General features: G+C 45.3%; 12 protein-coding genes. 9 read left to right on the top strand and 3 right to left on the bottom strand.

The window, feature by feature from the left end; translation table 11 throughout:
- The first annotated feature begins 46 nt into the window (after nucleotides 1–46).
- Nucleotides 47–670 carry an HD domain-containing protein gene (locus QZ135_RS19920; RefSeq protein ID WP_294613455.1) on the top strand — a complete coding sequence of 208 codons (624 nt, stop codon included), beginning with the start codon at nucleotides 47–49 and terminating at the stop codon, nucleotides 668–670.
- 245 nt (nucleotides 671–915) lie between these two features.
- Here the strand turns inward: QZ135_RS19920 and QZ135_RS19915 are convergent, their stop codons facing one another.
- Together QZ135_RS19915 and QZ135_RS19910 are read right to left on the bottom strand one after the other, a co-directional pair.
- Nucleotides 916–4,311 carry a hypothetical protein gene (locus QZ135_RS19915; protein WP_294613452.1) on the bottom strand — a complete coding sequence of 1,132 codons (3,396 nt, stop codon included), beginning with the start codon at nucleotides 4,309–4,311 and terminating at the stop codon, nucleotides 916–918.
- A 14-nt stretch (nucleotides 4,312–4,325) separates the two neighbouring features.
- Complete coding sequence (locus QZ135_RS19910) at nucleotides 4,326–4,544, bottom strand: hypothetical protein (RefSeq protein WP_007661268.1); 219 nt, start codon at nucleotides 4,542–4,544, stop codon at nucleotides 4,326–4,328.
- A 1,022-nt stretch (nucleotides 4,545–5,566) separates the two neighbouring features.
- Between QZ135_RS19910 and ychF the strand changes: the two genes are divergently transcribed.
- The 5 genes from ychF to lgt (QZ135_RS19885) all read left to right on the top strand — a co-directional run bounded on the left by ychF (nucleotide 5,567) and on the right by lgt (QZ135_RS19885) (nucleotide 10,223).
- Nucleotides 5,567–6,670 (top strand): redox-regulated ATPase YchF, encoded by a 1,104-nt coding sequence (ychF, locus tag QZ135_RS19905; RefSeq protein WP_044534838.1) that lies wholly within the window; start codon nucleotides 5,567–5,569, stop codon nucleotides 6,668–6,670.
- 73 nt (nucleotides 6,671–6,743) lie between these two features.
- A complete protein-coding gene (locus QZ135_RS19900) occupies nucleotides 6,744–7,559 on the top strand; it encodes a carboxypeptidase-like regulatory domain-containing protein (RefSeq protein WP_294613445.1) in 816 nt (271 codons plus the stop codon).
- Nucleotides 7,560–7,575: 16 nt separating this feature from the next.
- Nucleotides 7,576–8,499: a ketopantoate reductase family protein gene (locus tag QZ135_RS19895; RefSeq protein ID WP_294613442.1), complete on the top strand. Its 924-nt coding sequence runs from the start codon at nucleotides 7,576–7,578 to the stop codon at nucleotides 8,497–8,499.
- 21 nt (nucleotides 8,500–8,520) lie between these two features.
- Nucleotides 8,521–9,366, top strand: coding sequence for a prolipoprotein diacylglyceryl transferase (gene lgt / locus QZ135_RS19890; RefSeq protein WP_294613439.1), 846 nt, complete (start codon nucleotides 8,521–8,523; stop codon nucleotides 9,364–9,366).
- A 20-nt stretch (nucleotides 9,367–9,386) separates the two neighbouring features.
- Complete coding sequence (gene lgt, locus QZ135_RS19885) at nucleotides 9,387–10,223, top strand: prolipoprotein diacylglyceryl transferase (RefSeq protein WP_294613481.1); 837 nt, start codon at nucleotides 9,387–9,389, stop codon at nucleotides 10,221–10,223.
- A gap of 72 nt (nucleotides 10,224–10,295) precedes the next feature.
- Here the strand turns inward: lgt (QZ135_RS19885) and QZ135_RS19880 are convergent, their stop codons facing one another.
- A complete protein-coding gene (locus QZ135_RS19880) occupies nucleotides 10,296–11,837 on the bottom strand; it encodes a hypothetical protein (RefSeq protein ID WP_294613436.1) in 1,542 nt (513 codons plus the stop codon).
- A 298-nt stretch (nucleotides 11,838–12,135) separates the two neighbouring features.
- Between QZ135_RS19880 and rbsK the strand changes: the two genes are divergently transcribed.
- The 3 genes from rbsK to QZ135_RS19865 form a co-directional block, all read left to right on the top strand.
- Nucleotides 12,136–13,044, top strand: a complete 909-nt coding sequence (gene rbsK, locus QZ135_RS19875; protein WP_294613433.1) for a ribokinase — start codon at nucleotides 12,136–12,138, stop codon at nucleotides 13,042–13,044.
- A 24-nt stretch (nucleotides 13,045–13,068) separates the two neighbouring features.
- Complete coding sequence (locus tag QZ135_RS19870) at nucleotides 13,069–14,073, top strand: GRP family sugar transporter (RefSeq protein WP_294613431.1); 1,005 nt, start codon at nucleotides 13,069–13,071, stop codon at nucleotides 14,071–14,073.
- Between the two features lie 115 nt (nucleotides 14,074–14,188).
- On the top strand, nucleotides 14,189–16,070 hold a 1,882-nt coding region (locus QZ135_RS19865; protein ID WP_294613428.1), incomplete at its 3' end, for a SusC/RagA family TonB-linked outer membrane protein.

Below are 16,070 nucleotides of genomic sequence, written 5' to 3'. Positions count from 1 at the left end.
TCCCGGCTTTTTTCATAACTTTGCCCACCAAAACAATACTTATTCTATGATACCCGCCACCCTCGTCCATTACATTGAAACGGAGATTATCCCGCGTTACGAGCATTTTGATAAAGCTCATAACCTTTCACATGTGCAGACAGTTATTGAAGAGAGTCTTTCACTTGCCGCAAAATATAATATAAACGAAAACATGGCATATACCATTGCTGCATACCACGATACAGGGCTTTGCCGGGACAGAACTACGCACCATCTTCTTTCGGGTGAGATTCTGAAACAAGATGAAACGCTCCGCCAATGGTTCAGCGAAGAAGAGATAGAAACCATGAAGGAGGCGGTAGAAGACCATCGCGCATCTACCGACCACGAACCACGAAGCATTTACGGTAAAATAGTGGCAGAGGCAGACCGCGTGATTGACCCCGTCATCACCCTGCGCCGCACCGTGCAATACGGATTAAAACAGAAACCGGAAGCGGATAAAGAATGGCACTACCAACGTTTCCGCCAACATCTGATGGAGAAGTATGCACCGGGCGGATATCTGAAACTTTGGCTTCCGGAATCAAAGAATGCAGAAAGACTGAAAGAACTGCAAAAGATTATTGCAGACGAAGCACAGTTAAAGAGCATCTTTCAACAGTTGTTTGCCGAGGAAAAAGAATAAGGAATAAAGCCACATATAAAGCAAAGAATATATCTCAGAACTTACGTAATCCTGCTCTTTTCTAAAAAAAAGAAGATGTGTCGAGAATCTGATAAAGCGTATTATTCTGTCATTCTGAACGCAGTGAAGAATCTCTTCTCCTGAACACATAAAAAGTAGATTCTTCACTGCGTTCAGAATGACAGAGCTATATGATAGCGGATTTTAGTTTCGACACATCCTCTTCTATCTGTTAAGCAATCATTTTAATCCTGCTTCTGAATATATTTTCCATTGCTATAAGCATAAACATTGTCATTAATAGTAATGTCCATACTTGTAGCATCGCAATCTCCAAATAGTGGAGCGCAGACAAAACTACTATAATTACTATCATTTGCCTTACCGGCATCGCTTATAGTAAAACTACCCAGATTGACCGCACTACCATCATAGGTATAGGTTCCGCTGACCGTATTATTCTTGAATATGGCTGAAGACGCCTGCTGACTTGCCGTAACCCCGAAACAACCAAGGAATGGCGAGCTATAGTTTACCTTATTGGCATATTTAGTATCAGATACCTTCATTGTTATATTGCTTGTCTGGCAATTTTCTATGATGAATGATTTGGCTTCAATAATATACCCCGCCAATCCGGCAATGTTATAACTTCCACCGTTAATTGTAAAATCAGATACAGAACATCCTTTCAAATGAATGTCTTCAGTATTGTTTCCATTCATATAAGATACAATACCTGCCAGCTTTACAGCACCATCCGTATCACTTCCCATGTTTATCTCAGAATTGCTGACCTTTACGTTTTCTACTGTCAGACTTCCATTGGAGAAACCTATTATAACAGCTGTCCATTTGGAGCTTCCATTAATAGTGGCATTAGTGACATTCAGATTCTTAACGACTGCATTTTGTACATTGCCCAATAGACCGGCTCCAGGATATTTGTGATTGACCGTAAGATTGCTGATGGTCTTATTGTTACCGTCGAAAGTCCCCTTGAAGTATTTCACGGTTTTCACGTACTCAACCTCATGCTTACTCATGTTGATCGTTTTATGCGCTGAATTATCACCTATCGGTTTCCAACTTTTATTACCCATATCCAGATCATTGGACAATTGAATGGTTTTCCCTTCAAATGTATTGTTCTTTTCCACTTGTTTGGCTATCCATGCCAACTCGCTGGGAGCAGTGATAGTATAAACATTGTCTTTGCATTTCGGTTCAAAGGCGCAACTACCATCCCACGGAATATTATTGACTATATTAAAGTCCGTACCGGCAACTAACGTTTTTTCTGTTCCGCTATTCTCCGTTACTTTGATCGTAAAATTAGGAACTGATTCCAGCTCTACAATACCGCACCATTTACAGCCGCCCATCGGAACTTTCAAAGCAGTTTCATTAGTCAAAGCATCTGTAGTACAGTTCTTAATGATGACAGTTCGCGCCTTGGTACCGCTATTGGCAATGTCACCGATAAAGCCGGACACATATCCGTAAGTGTTATCACATTCACCGTTCAGGCTCAGAGTGATATCCTTTGTGGAACAATCCTCAAACGTCACACTGTCATACATAGAACCTACCAAGCCTCCATACCCGAAGGATGCCGCTATAGAGGCTTTCTCTACTTTACAACCTTTCAGTGTGGCCGTTGCAGTATTGGCTGCCGCTCCATCCGCTTCGATATAGCCAATCAGACCACCTACACGGTAAGAGGTTGCACCATGGGTAAAGATCTCCACATTTTTGGCAACGCAATTCTCATACTTGGTAACATTGCCTCTTGAATAACCCACCAGTGCGCCTACCCATTTGGGAGAGACTGAGGCATCGGGACGAATGGTTACTTTGTCCAGTGTGATATCCTTGATGGTGGCAGCACCATATACAACAGCAAACAGACCGATACAAGCCTGTGGGGTATACTTGGTTTCCTGCTGGTTCATGATATACTGGCTCATATTCAAGTTTTTAATAGTATGACTCTTTCCGTCGAATATTTTTCCATTGATAACCATACCCAACCATGGCTTATCGGCAAGGTCAACATCAGCATACAGAGTCGTTGTTTCAGCAGTCAATGTCACCGGAAGTGACTTGTAATTGACGTTGCTGGGAGCTGTTTTCGACTGATAAAATGCCAGTTGTGCAGCCGTATAGATATTACCGTTTGTAGCTTCCACCTGAGAGATTCCATCCCAAGTAGAAGTGAGTTTAAAGTTTTCAGGATTGGTTACCGCTTTGATGTTTGCGGCTCCAAAAGAAGCGACATCCACAGTTGCGCTGTTACTGCCATCACGCACCAATTCTTCTACTGTTCCATAGATTTCTACGTTACCGCCCTTGATGGTCAGTTTCTTAACCGTTACTCCGGCATTTACCACTAATGTTTGTTTGGCGGTGGTAACGGTCACTTCATTGTAGGTAGCCGTTGCACCCACCGCACTCAGGGTAACGGTTGTTCGTGGCATATCAATAGCGACAGAAGGGGCGCTGGTTCCACCGCCGCTTACCTCCGGAATTGCCAGTGAGACTTTGTTAGTGGCTGTTTCTGCGGGGGCCGTCTGGCCTTCCTTATTCTTGTCCGTCAGTTGTAATGCCCCCTTGCTTGTGCCGGGGACTGAATTAAAAGCCAGATTAATATCGGAATTCTCCACTACAGGTATCTCGATTCCGGAACTTTGTTCTGCTGTGGCAAACTCTCCGGTTATGGCAATGTCTGTAGTAGTTTTTTTCTCCGGTGCTGTCTGCGGAAGGTTACTACTGTTTGCTAAAGCTTCGTTAAGTGCACTTGGTGTGGTTGCCTCTACCGTAACACAGTCCAAAGCCGGAACTTCCAGCAAGTCTCTGCGGTTAAGCGTCTTGTCATTCAAAGTCTTGGTAAAGTACACTTTGTCGCTTCCATTGGTCAGTTCGGCTGTAATGAATTGATAAGTACCTATGGGTAATGGAATGTAGAAACTCCGTGAAGTAGTGCTTGATGAAGCATCGAAAGTAGCAGTGATAGTCTTGCTGGCGCTTTCATTCTTTATTGTCAATACAGGGTATTCCGCACTTAAGTCCGCCGTGCAAGTTCCCGCGATATTATTGGATGCGGTAATCTTGAAAGTCGTAGCATCTGCCGGTATTTTGTTTACCGTCAGCTTAATCAAGGCTGCCATATGCTTGAAGGAAAGAGCACTTAAATTACCAGCATCCGTTACTTTTGCATACATCGGGCCGTTGCTCGAACCGGCATATTTTTCAAGGGTGGCGGACAAGGTCATAGTCAACGTATTGTCGCTTACACTCATAGCCGATTGGTCAGGATAGATGGAGAAAGATGCGGTCTTGCCACTTTCTACACTTCCGGTGAAAGTCGCAGAGGTTGTTCCCGCACCGCTTTGATAACTAAGCGTCGTTTTAGAATTGTCCGCACAGAACAATGCCAATGCATCGGTCTCTTGCCATACAATCTGATATTGATCATTTACCGTGGTACGGGTATTACCGCCCGCACCTTCAAAAGTAGCCGTAATGGTGGTGTTTCCTTTCTCATTGGTCATTTCAAATTCGTCCTGACTGCAACTGAATACGGTCAAAGCAACAGTTGCTGTGCAGGCAACTTGCATGAGTTTTCGTAGTCTTAACATAATAGAGTTCCTCCTTAGTTTTCTATGGTTAGAATGTCATTGATTAAATCTTCCAAATCACTGCTTGATGCAGAACCATAGTTGCGTGTAGAAGTTCTGTTAGAGTAAGATTTCGTTTGAACGGGGTTGTAACCTTCGCTGCTTGCCGCGATTACACCTTCATTCTCCATTTTGATTACTTCCATGGAAGGGGCTTCGTAGGTCTCTTTCTGGGTTTGCTTGTCTGTTGTCATACACTTAATTGTTTAAAGTTTAACATAAAAAAAACGTGAGTCGCTGTATCTGTTTATCCATACATCAGGCCTTCGCAATGCCCTATTCCCGGATAAACAACAGCTACTCACGTCAATTATGTATATAGACACACCATTCCCCTTTTGAAGGAAGATGCAGGTATATAACAAAGACGTGAGCGTTGTTGTTACTATCTCCGGGAATAATCAAAGTTGCGAAGTTTGATGTATGAAGATAATTTCAATAACGCTTTTGTTAAATATAACAAGCTCACTACGCTATAGTGAACATGGGGCAAATATAGTTATAAATTATTTACCTTGATACATTTTGCCATATTTTTATTTTAAATCACTCATCACCAGCCGTCTGATTCATTACGGAAAAATAATGAACTAAATGCTGCTAATAATTTAGGCGCGGATTACGCGGATTACACGGATTCTTTTTCTGTAATATAGTGTGATAGCGCAGCCATTAATCCGTGTAATCCGCGTAATCCGCGCCTAAAATTATATTCATAACCGAGAAGAAATGAACTAAATGCAATAGCTAACTCCTTTCTTAGGCATTCCCTTCGTAGAAATTCTGTTCACCCCAAATGATAACTTTGTACCCCCCACACGGTAACTCCATTTACATGCCGAGGTAAAGGTCGTTACATACCGAGGTAAAGAGCGTTACAATAAGGGGTAAAAGCCGTTACATGCAGCGGTAAATGCTTTTACATCTTGCAGTAAACAGTTGGTAAATACTATCCGCTGATTATCAGCAAACTAATAAAAAAGTCCATCAGCAGTCTTTAATTCATTTCTACACGGATTATGAATATATTTTAGATATGGATTTCACTGATTAAGTTCTATTCCCGTTCCCTCAAAAACAAACCTACCTGCATTTATCACTAACTCCCGGAGGAAAACAAATATCTCCCAATGGTAAAAATGTACAATCTATAAGGCAATAAACAGAAGAATACCTATCTTTGCAGGCAGAAAACAAAGTAATAACGAAATAGATAATGGCTTTACAATGTGGTATTGTCGGCCTGCCGAACGTAGGCAAGTCGACGCTTTTCAACTGTTTGTCCAACGCAAAAGCGCAGGCGGCAAACTTCCCTTTTTGTACAATAGAACCGAATGTAGGTGTAATCACCGTGCCCGATGAGCGCCTGACGAAGCTCGCCGAACTGGTACATCCGGGACGCATCGTGCCCACTACGGTGGAAATCGTAGACATTGCCGGACTCGTAAAGGGCGCCAGCAAAGGCGAAGGACTGGGTAACAAATTCCTCGCAAACATTCGTGAAACGGATGCTATCATCCATGTGCTGCGTTGTTTCGACGATGAAAACGTGACACACGTAGACGGAAGCATCAACCCGGTGCGCGACAAGGAAATCATCGACTACGAGTTGCAACTGAAAGACTTGGAAACCATTGAAAGCCGCATCCAGAAAGTGCAGAAACAAGCACAGACAGGTGGCGACAAAGCTGCCAAGCTGGCTTACGATGTACTGGTGCAGTATAAAGAGGCACTGGAACAAGGCAAAAGCGCACGCACCGTGCAGTTTGAGACCAAAGACGAACAGAAGATTGCCAAAGAGCTTTTCCTCCTGACCAGCAAACCGGTAATGTACGTCTGCAACGTGGACGAGGCAAGCGCAGTGAATGGCAATAAATACGTGGAAATGGTGCGCGAAGCAGTGAAGGACGAAAATGCCGAAATCCTGATTGTAGCCGCCAAGACCGAAGCCGACATCGCCGAGCTGGAAACGTACGAAGACCGCCAGATGTTCCTCGAAGAAGTAGGATTAAAAGAATCCGGCGTAAGCCGCCTGATTAAATCAGCCTACCAATTGCTGAATCTGGAAACCTTCATCACCGCCGGAGAAATGGAAGTGAGAGCATGGACCTACCAGAAAGGCTGGAAAGCTCCGCAATGCGCCGGAGTTATCCATACCGACTTTGAAAAAGGATTCATCCGTGCCGAAGTTATCAAGTACGAAGACTTCATCCAGTATGGCAGCGAGGCCGCCGTACGCGAAGCCGGAAAGCTGGGCGTGGAAGGCAAAGAATACGTAGTGCAGGATGGAGACATCATGCACTTCCGGTTCAACGTCTGATTTACGGAACTCATTATAAATCGTCCGCCAAGTGGCGGGCGATTTAATCACAGAATAATACTGCAAACCAATCATGAAGCAACTTTTCTCCACTCTACTCGTCATGCTTCTGTGCAGTGTCGCTTATGCACAGCAACAAGACTCAGTGACCATCTCCGGTCGCGTGACGGACTATGACGGACAACCGATAGACAGTGCCAGTGTTTGGTGGCAAAACCCGCAGTTCGACATTGTCATAGAAGCCATCACCGACAAAGACGGGCACTACACTGCCCGCGTACCTAAAGGCAAATATCAGAGTGTATCCGCTATCTATCTCCCCTCTTATGCACATATCGCCATGAAAAGCGGTCTGCCCGAAGCAGAACACCGCCTGGAGTTCTGGGCTTGGGACTTCATCGCCGACCACGACACTACGCTCAACATCCGCTACAACCGTATGGAAGCTTACGGCCTACGCGTCTTCCGCATTCCCGGTGCCATGCCCACCTATCAGATATACGTCCGCCCCATGAGCCTGACGCGCTTCTACCAATGGATGGAAAAGGCAAAGCCCGAATCCATACTGCACGGTGAGACTCTTGGCGACATCAAGCAAGAGTCCCAAAGCAAGGATGCCAAAGAATCACAGTGGGCGCCCCGACCCGAGCAACTGAAAGTCACAGTCTGGATAGACGGCGAAGAAGTCCCCGTATTGATGAAGCAGGAAATAAAAGAGTACTTTGACGCCAACGAATATGCCAATGCCTATCTGCTGACCGTGGACTTCCCCAAGCATCCGAAAACAGGACTCCCTTACCGTGTTTTCAAGGTAGAATTGGAAGACCTGGAGAACGGCGACCGGGGCGAAGGGCTTTACTATATGGAAAAAGAAATCTACGTAAAATAGAGTACATTGCAACAATATGGAGAACAATAATATGAAATACCTTATAGCCGGCACAGGTGGCGTGGGAGGCAGTATCGCCGCCTTTCTTTCCCTTGCCGGGAAAGATGTGACCTGCATTGCCCGTGGTGAACATCTGGCTGCCATACGCGAACACGGGTTGCGTCTGCATTCCGACTTGAAAGGCACACATACACTACCCATAAAGGCCTATACTGCTGAAGAATATACAGGTAAAGCCGACGTCATCTTTGTATGTGTCAAAGGTTATTCCGTAGACTCGATAACGGAGTTGATAAAACGCTCCGCCCACAAGGACACGGTCGTAATCCCTATTCTCAATGTCTACGGCACAGGTCCCCGCATCCAGCGCCTGGTGCCCGGAGTGACGGTCCTGGACGGCTGCATCTACATTGTCGGCTTCGTGTCCGGCAAAGGGGAAATCACGCAAATGGGCAAGATATTCCGTCTGGTTTATGGTGCACACAAAGGCACGGTTGTTCCCCGTGGAACGTTGGAAACGATACAACAAGATTTGCAGGAAAGCGGCATCAAAGCCGAGATATCTCCCGACATCAACCAGGACACTTTCGTGAAGTGGTCTTTCATCTCTGCTATGGCTGTCACCGGAGCTTATTACGATGTGCCTATGGGCGAAGTACAGAAGCCCGGAGAGGTGCGCAATACGTTTATCGGACTGTCTCAGGAAAGTGCCGCACTGGGCGCTAAACTCGGCATTGAACTCAAGGAAGACATTGTAGAATATAATCTTAAAGTTATCGACAAGCTGGACCCGGAAAGCACCGCTTCCATGCAGAAGGATATGGCTAAGGGACACGAAAGTGAGGTGCAAGGGTTGCTTTTTGATATGATTGCTGCCGCAGAAGAACAGGGGATTGATATTCCGACGTACAGGATGGTGGCGGAGAAGTTCAAACAATAAACCATATAATCAGATACATTTATGCTATCACCGCTGACTATCAATTGGAATCCCGACCCCGAACTGTTCAACCTCTTCGGAATCTTCCCCCTCCGCTACTACGGGCTACTGTGGGGCATCGGCATCGTACTTGCCTGCATCATAGTCCAGCGCCAATACCGCGACCGAAAAATCAGCGAAGACAAGTTCACCCCGCTCTTTTTTTATTGCGTAATCGGCATCACCCTCGGAGCAAGGTTAGGGCACTGCATCTTCTACGATTGGAGCTATTATCAGAATCATCTCATAGAAATGATACTTCCCATCAAGCAATTTCCGAACGAAGGCTGGAAGTGGATAGGCTATCGAGGACTTGCCAGTCATGGCGGCACCCTGGGACTAATCATCGCCTTGTGGCTGTATTGCCGCAGAACCAAGATGCACTATATGGACGTGCTGGACATGATAGCCGTAGCCACCCCCATCTGCGCCTGCTGCATCCGCCTTGCCAACCTGATGAACTCTGAAATCATTGGCAAGCCAACCGATGTGCCCTGGGCTTTTGTTTTCGAACAGGTAGATATGCTACCCCGCCATCCGGCACAGCTTTACGAAGCAATCGCCTACTTCATCTTCTTCCTGGGAATGATTTACTTATATAAGAAGTCAGACCACGGCAAAAAGCTACACCGCGGCTTCTTCTTCGGTCTTTGCCTGACAGAGATATTCGTCTTCCGCTTCTTTGTGGAGTTCCTCAAAGAAAACCAAGTGGATTTCGAGAATACAATGACTCTCAACATGGGGCAATGGCTCAGCGTTCCGTTCGTTATCATTGGAATATACTTCATGCTCTTTTATGGAAAGAAACAAGCGATAAAAAGTAAATAAACTTATCTATAACCAATATAATTGAAAATATGCTCTCATTACTAACCATCAACTGGAACCCCAATCCCGAACTGTTCAATTTGTTCGGTCATGTACCCGTCCGTTACTACGGTCTGTTGTGGGTCATTGGTATCGCATGCTCCTATTTTGTAGTCCGCTACCAGTATAGAGACAAGAAAATCAGCGACGCGAAGTTCGAACCGCTGTTCTTCTATTGCTTCTTCGGTATCCTCATCGGCGCCCGGCTGGGACACTGCCTGTTCTATCAGCCGGAATATTATCTGCATCACTTCTGGGAAATGATATTGCCTATACAATTCCCACCCGAAGGCGGCTGGAAGTGGACAGGCTACGCAGGACTTGCCAGTCACGGTGGTACCCTTGGATTGATTATCGCCCTCTGGATGTACTGCCGCAAAATGAAGATGCACTACATGGACGTGCTGGACATGATAGCCGTATCCACCCCTATCTGCGCCTGCTTCATCCGTCTTGCCAACCTGATGAACTCCGAAATCATCGGCAAAGCAACCGATGTGCCCTGGGCATTCGTATTTGAAAGAGTGGATATGCTGCCCCGCCATCCGGCACAGCTTTACGAGGCCATCGCCTATTTCATCTTCTTCCTGATTATGATTTTCCTGTATAAGAACTATGGCAAAAAGCTGCATCGTGGCTTCTTCTTCGGCCTCTGCCTGACGGAAATCTTTGTATTCCGCTTCTTCGTAGAGTTTCTGAAAGAGAACCAGGTAGACTTTGAAAACAGCATGTCGCTGAATATGGGACAATGGCTGAGTGTTCCGTTTGTGATTATAGGGGTATATTTTATGTTCTTCTACGGAAAGAAGAAGGCATAGAAGAATGAAGAAAACAACATAAGTAAATGGCTGAAGAATATTCTTATACAGGATTCTTCAGCCATCGGTTTGCTATTTACGCTGCCATTTACTCTTTGAAGCATGTTCCCGTTTCAGTATATCACTTAATGGCACTTCAAATATCTTAGCCTCAACCCACGCCACAAAGTCGAATTTACGCAATATCTGAGTTTCATACTTATCAGTATACAAGGCACGGACTTCTTCCGCCATACTCTCCCATATCTCCGCCCTCTTTTTCCGGTCCTTATCCACAAAAGAATAGTTCAGAAACTTGAGCAAAAACGATTCCACCTTCAGATTATGCCCTTTATTCTTGGACATTTCACGCTTGATAGACCGGAGTTCCGACTGAATATAGTCAATATCCCCCAGTTCATAGTGAATCATCACATTCACAATCCGAATGGTACGAAACAGTGGAAGAGAATACAGGTGCCCCCTCCCGATAGTTGCACTCAAGCGTTTTCTTGCCTTTCTATACTCCCCATTCCCGAGATAAACAAGAGCAATGTACAATGACATTTCCGCCTGTTGCTGCTCTTTTAATAATGCCATTTTATCAATCAGCGAAGCCTGATGTTCAGCAATCCACAAACCAGCCTGTTCAAACTCTCCCCTATCGATATAGGAGAATAACCTGTATATGAATATCACATAAGTTACATTCAACTGAAAACTCGATGACGGCGAAGACAGTTTCTCCAACTTCTCAATAAAGTAATCCATACCCTCATAGTTGTGCATAATGCGAAGACTCTCTAACATTCCTTCTACCGTCATCAGATAATATACCGGAGGATTATTCCAAAGATGGGCATTCTCTTCAAACAACTTGTTCAGTTCCACAAACGAATTGAACGCAGCTCTGTAATCTCCCACCGTCACAAAGTAATTGGCCTGGAAAAGTTGGTGATTCTTCTTTATCTCAAAGTTCTCGACGCCTGCACTGGCCACGATACTTATCTCACTGGTCACCAGGTCATCCAGCTTCTGAGTCTCCTCCAACGAACGTGAAGCTCCCCTGTTCAGCATCCTATGCTTCAATAACTCATACAATGAAGACTGCTCATTCAGTTGACTGATACTTTTCAGTGTACTTTTCATTTTATATTGTTTATTCAGCAGCTTCTTTTCGTCCACTTCCTCAAAATCCAGCGTCAGAAGATAATTCAGTTCCAGCCTCTGCGCCACAAGTAACGCAAAATGGTTTTCATAATAAACGGCCTTCTCCTTCACCTTTTTCAATACCTGAAAGCATTCCTGATACATGGACTTCTCATACAATACTCTGGCATGAAGCAGCTCATTGAATAGCAGATAATAACTATCCTGTTCTGTCCGCAACTCCGTCAATATCTCTATCAGCAAGTCGAACAGATAAATAACCACCGTATTGAAAGAAGAAGTGGGTTTTGCCTTCAGGAAACACTGTTTCAGTTCTTCAGGATCACTGATCTTCTTATCATCAATCAATCTGAAAAGGAAAATATAGTCTTTCTCCGGCTTATTGGATATATAGATAGAAAATTCTTTCTTCTCTTGCTTCGTGAGACTATTTATCAATTGGATAAGCGATTCGGACTTTAACATAGCATTAGTAGATTTTGAAATAACGAAAGCAAGGTAGAGAAAAAAACAAAAGGAAACAATCTTTTCACGGAATAATATAGGCTTTGGCTATATTACAAATATTAAAGAACCACACATACATACACACAAAAAGCGTTACGTATCAACCATTTAACACTTAACTTAACGATATTATATAAATTTACCAGTATTATATTTGTGCACTTTTTGTTTGCTTATGAATTATCTATCGCATACATTTGGCATAGAAAAAGAAAGCACAGTTCCGAATTACTTAATCTTAAACTAATTAATAGCCATGAGCAAAAATATCATTGTAATAGGTAGTTGTAATACAGATATGGTCATCAAAGCCGACCGTCTCCCCGTTCCCGGAGAAACAGTAATGGGTGGCAGTTTCATGATGAACCCCGGAGGTAAAGGGGCTAACCAGGCTGTAGCGGCTGCCCGATTAAAAGGAAATGTGTACTTCATAGCCAAGACCGGTAACGATCTATTCGGCAAACGTTCCATAGAGCAGTACGAAGACGAAGGAATTCACGTTGAAAATATCTATTCAGACCCTACCCTCCCTTCCGGAGTAGCACTGATTATGGTAGACGTGAACGGAGAAAACAGTATCGCTGTTGCCTCCGGAGCCAATGGTTCACTGAGTCCCGAAGATATCCGGAAAGCACAGCCCGTCATCGAAAAAGGAGATATCTTGCTGATGCAATTGGAAATTCCCATAGAAACAGTGGAATACGCAGCCCAGATAGCAAGCGAACAGGGTATCAAGGTTATCCTGAACCCGGCACCCGCCCGCGCGCTTTCCAACAAGCTGCTGCAAAACCTGTATATGATTATCCCCAACGAAACGGAAGCCGAAATCCTTTCGGGAGTCAAAGTGACCGACTGGGAAAGTGCCCGGAAAGCTGCGGACATCATCAGCGCCAAAGGAGTGGACATTGTCGTTATCACAATGGGGTCCAAAGGAGCCCTGATTAAGGAAAACAACGAATACCATGAGGTTTCCGTCCCCAAAGTGAAAGCGGTAGATACCACGGCTGCCGGAGACACCTTCTGCGGCTCCCTATGCGTAGCCCTATCCGAAGACATGAACGTGCTGGATGCCGTGAAGTTTGCCAATAAGTGCGCTTCCATCACAGTGACCCGCATGGGAGCACAGTCCGCCCTGCCCTATCGCAAAGAAATAGATGTTTTATAAATAATAACTTTAAATTCTAATACCATGTTTATTGTAGACAGTTACTCATTAGCCGTTATTTTCTGCGTTATCACGATGCTCTGCTGGGGTTCGTGGGGTAATACACAGAAACTTGCCGGGAAGACCTGGCGTTACGAATTGTTCTACTGGGATTACGTTATCGGTATCCTGGTCTTCTCCCTCCTTTTAGGATTCACGCTGGGCAGTACGGGAGATGCCGGACGTGGTTTCGTTGAAGATCTGAAACAGATCAGTATGGAGAACTATGCAAGCGCTTTTGCAGGAGGGGTTATATTCAACCTATCCAATATCCTGCTGTCAGCTTCCGTCTCGATGGCCGGGCTTACAGTAGCATTCCCTCTGGGAGTTGGCATAGCACTGGTATTAGGGGTTTTCGTCAACTACTTTGGCGAGCCCAAAGGTGATGCGGTAATCCTTTTCAGTGGTGTGGCGCTAGTGGTACTGGCCATTATTTTCAATGCCATAGCTGCCGGAAAGATGAATAAGAAAGGAAGCAGTACGAATAAGAAAGGAATTTTTATCGCCATCATAGCAGGTGTACTGATGTCCTTCTTCTACCGGTTCGTTGCCGCTGCCATGGACTTAAATAACTTTGAGTCGCCTACTCCCGCAATGGCTACTCCGTATTCGGCATTCTTTATATTCGCAATAGGTATCTTCATAAGCAATTTCATTATCAACACCATCGTGATGAAGAAGCCGTTTGTAGGTACTCCGGTAAGCTATAAAGAGTACTTCCAAGGCAAATTCAGCACACACATGGTCGGAGTGTTGGGAGGAGCCATCTGGGGATTAGGTACGGCTCTGAGTTACATTGCAGCAGGGAAAGCCGGCGCGGCTATCTCGTATGCTTTGGGACAGGGAGCGCCTATGATTGCAGCTTTGTGGGGCATATTTATCTGGAAAGAGTTCAAAGGCTCTTCACGGACGGTAAATATCCTTCTGGCTTGCATGTTCGTTCTGTTTATATCCGGTTTAGGAGCAATTATCATCTCCGGAGCCAATTAATCCGGCTCTCACTCGATCTCATAAATTAATGCTTTCTTTTTCTAACTTCATCGAGTGAAAGAGGAAATTGCCTGAACTAAATATACATTTTCGTTCAACCTAAAATTTTTAATACATGAGACTAATTAAAGCAATATTATTCTGTCTATGCATGTGTTCGTTCGACTTGTACGCACAAGTCAATGTCACAGGAATTGTAAATGATAACACCGGGGAGACACTTCCCGGGGTATCTATCCTGGCAAAAGATGGCGACCGTACCTACGGAACCACCACCGATATGAATGGTAAATACCAGATTAAAGTCAATCAAGGTGCTACCCTTGAGTTCAGCTTCATCGGCTTTGCCACACAAAAGGTGAAAGTGGGCACCGGCAACGTCATCAACATCACTCTGGAGCCCGAAAACAAACTACTGGACGAAGTAGTGGTCATCGGTTACGGTACTGTAAAGAAGAAAGATTTGCTGGGTTCCATATCTACCGTCAAGGAAGATGCTCTGGCCGAACGCGTTTCGGGCAATGTAGTGGAATCTATGCGAGGTCTGACTTCCGGTGTAAAGATTACGAGCAGCGGTCAGCCCGGCTCCAATGCCAACATCACAATCCGCGGTTTAGGCAGTCTGACGAACAATAACCCGCTGTTCATCATCGACGGTGCCTATGGCGGCAGTGACTTGGGTGTCAATGTGGAAGATATTGAATCCATCCAGGTATTGAAAGATGCCTCATCAGCGGCCATCTACGGATCGCGTGCAGCCAACGGTGTTGTAATCATCACCACCAAACAGGGTAAAGAAGGTGACTTGAAAGTAAAGTTCGACTCCCAACTGACACTAAGCTGGCTACCCCGTTACGACCTGATGGATGCCGAGACTTATAAAATCTACAACGACCGCGCCTACGACGAAGCTATACTGGCAGGTGTCTCAGGCATTACCAAACGCCAAAACCACTACGACGGGAATACCGACTGGCAGGATGAAATGCTGAGCACCGGTGTTTTACAGAACTACAACGTCTCTCTGTCCGGCGGTTCCAAAACGGTAAAGTACTACGCCTCACTGAACCGCATGGTCGACGACGGCGCCCTATTGAATACCAAGTATGACAAATACGGTTTTCGCATCAACACAAGCGGACAGAAGGGCATCTTCTCCTATGGAGAGAACTTCTACTACACCAAGTCGGACCGGAAAAACCTGAATGGCAATCCCTGGAGTGACTTTATCGGTATAGCACCAACAATTCCGGTATATGATGAATCACATCCCGGAGGATACGGATATGGTGACGTAGACCGCGCAAACACATACGGTCTGAACCCCGTAGCCATGCAAAACCTGTATGTGCAGAACAACGAAGAAGAGTACCTGACAGGAAACATCTACGGACAGATATCACTCTTCGGGATGTTCGATGCCAAACTGAATGTAGCCTACAAGAGTTATATGGGTATCACCAACTCATTGCGCAAGAAAGGTAACTGGACGATGGGGCAGGGAGACGATGCCGCGAGCTTAGGTTACGACAGCGCCAAGAATCATGACATATTGATTGAGCAAACCTATAACTTCAAGCATAAATTCGGTAAGCACGATGTGAATGCTCTGTTCGGTATCACCTACAACAAGTTCCACGAAGAAAAGCGCTGGATAACGAAATTAGACCCGCTGATGATAGGCGACAAATACATCACTTCACTCGATGCCGCTACCGGCAACACCACCGCAGGCGGTAATTATGGTGAATCTGCCCTGATTTCCTACCTCGGACGAATCAACTATTCGTATGCCGACAAATATCTGGCACAGGTGACTGCCCGCCGCGACGGCACTTCCCGTCTGCCCAAAAACGACCGTTGGGGAAACTTCCTCTCCGTTTCACTGGGTTGGCGCATCAGTGGAGAAAAGTTCTTTCAAGTGCCTTGGATTGACGATTTGAAGATACGTGCCAACTACGGTACACTCGGCAACAGCAGTATCGGCTACTGGGACT

It is taken from the genome of uncultured Bacteroides sp., assembly GCF_905207245.1.
In the GTDB taxonomy this organism is placed as follows: Bacteria; Bacteroidota; Bacteroidia; order Bacteroidales; family Bacteroidaceae; genus Bacteroides.
Note: the sequence above shows the minus strand (reverse complement) of the source record. Positions and strands in the feature narration are given on the sequence as shown.

What these genes read in the sequence shown, in the direction of transcription:
- QZ135_RS19910 (WP_007661268.1), bottom strand. Translation starts at nt 4,544, where the DNA reads ATGACAACAGACAAGCAAACCCAGAAAGAGACCTACGAAGCCCCTTCC.
- QZ135_RS19870 (WP_294613431.1), top strand. Translation starts at nt 13,069, where the DNA reads ATGTTTATTGTAGACAGTTACTCATTAGCCGTTATTTTCTGCGTTATC.
- lgt (WP_294613439.1), top strand. Translation starts at nt 8,521, where the DNA reads ATGCTATCACCGCTGACTATCAATTGGAATCCCGACCCCGAACTGTTC.
- QZ135_RS19915 (WP_294613452.1), bottom strand. Translation starts at nt 4,311, where the DNA reads ATGTTAAGACTACGAAAACTCATGCAAGTTGCCTGCACAGCAACTGTT.
- rbsK (WP_294613433.1), top strand. Translation starts at nt 12,136, where the DNA reads ATGAGCAAAAATATCATTGTAATAGGTAGTTGTAATACAGATATGGTC.
- QZ135_RS19895 (WP_294613442.1), top strand. Translation starts at nt 7,576, where the DNA reads ATGGAGAACAATAATATGAAATACCTTATAGCCGGCACAGGTGGCGTG.
- QZ135_RS19920 (WP_294613455.1), top strand. Translation starts at nt 47, where the DNA reads ATGATACCCGCCACCCTCGTCCATTACATTGAAACGGAGATTATCCCG.
- QZ135_RS19900 (WP_294613445.1), top strand. Translation starts at nt 6,744, where the DNA reads ATGAAGCAACTTTTCTCCACTCTACTCGTCATGCTTCTGTGCAGTGTC.
- ychF (WP_044534838.1), top strand. Translation starts at nt 5,567, where the DNA reads ATGGCTTTACAATGTGGTATTGTCGGCCTGCCGAACGTAGGCAAGTCG.
- QZ135_RS19880 (WP_294613436.1), bottom strand. Translation starts at nt 11,837, where the DNA reads ATGTTAAAGTCCGAATCGCTTATCCAATTGATAAATAGTCTCACGAAG.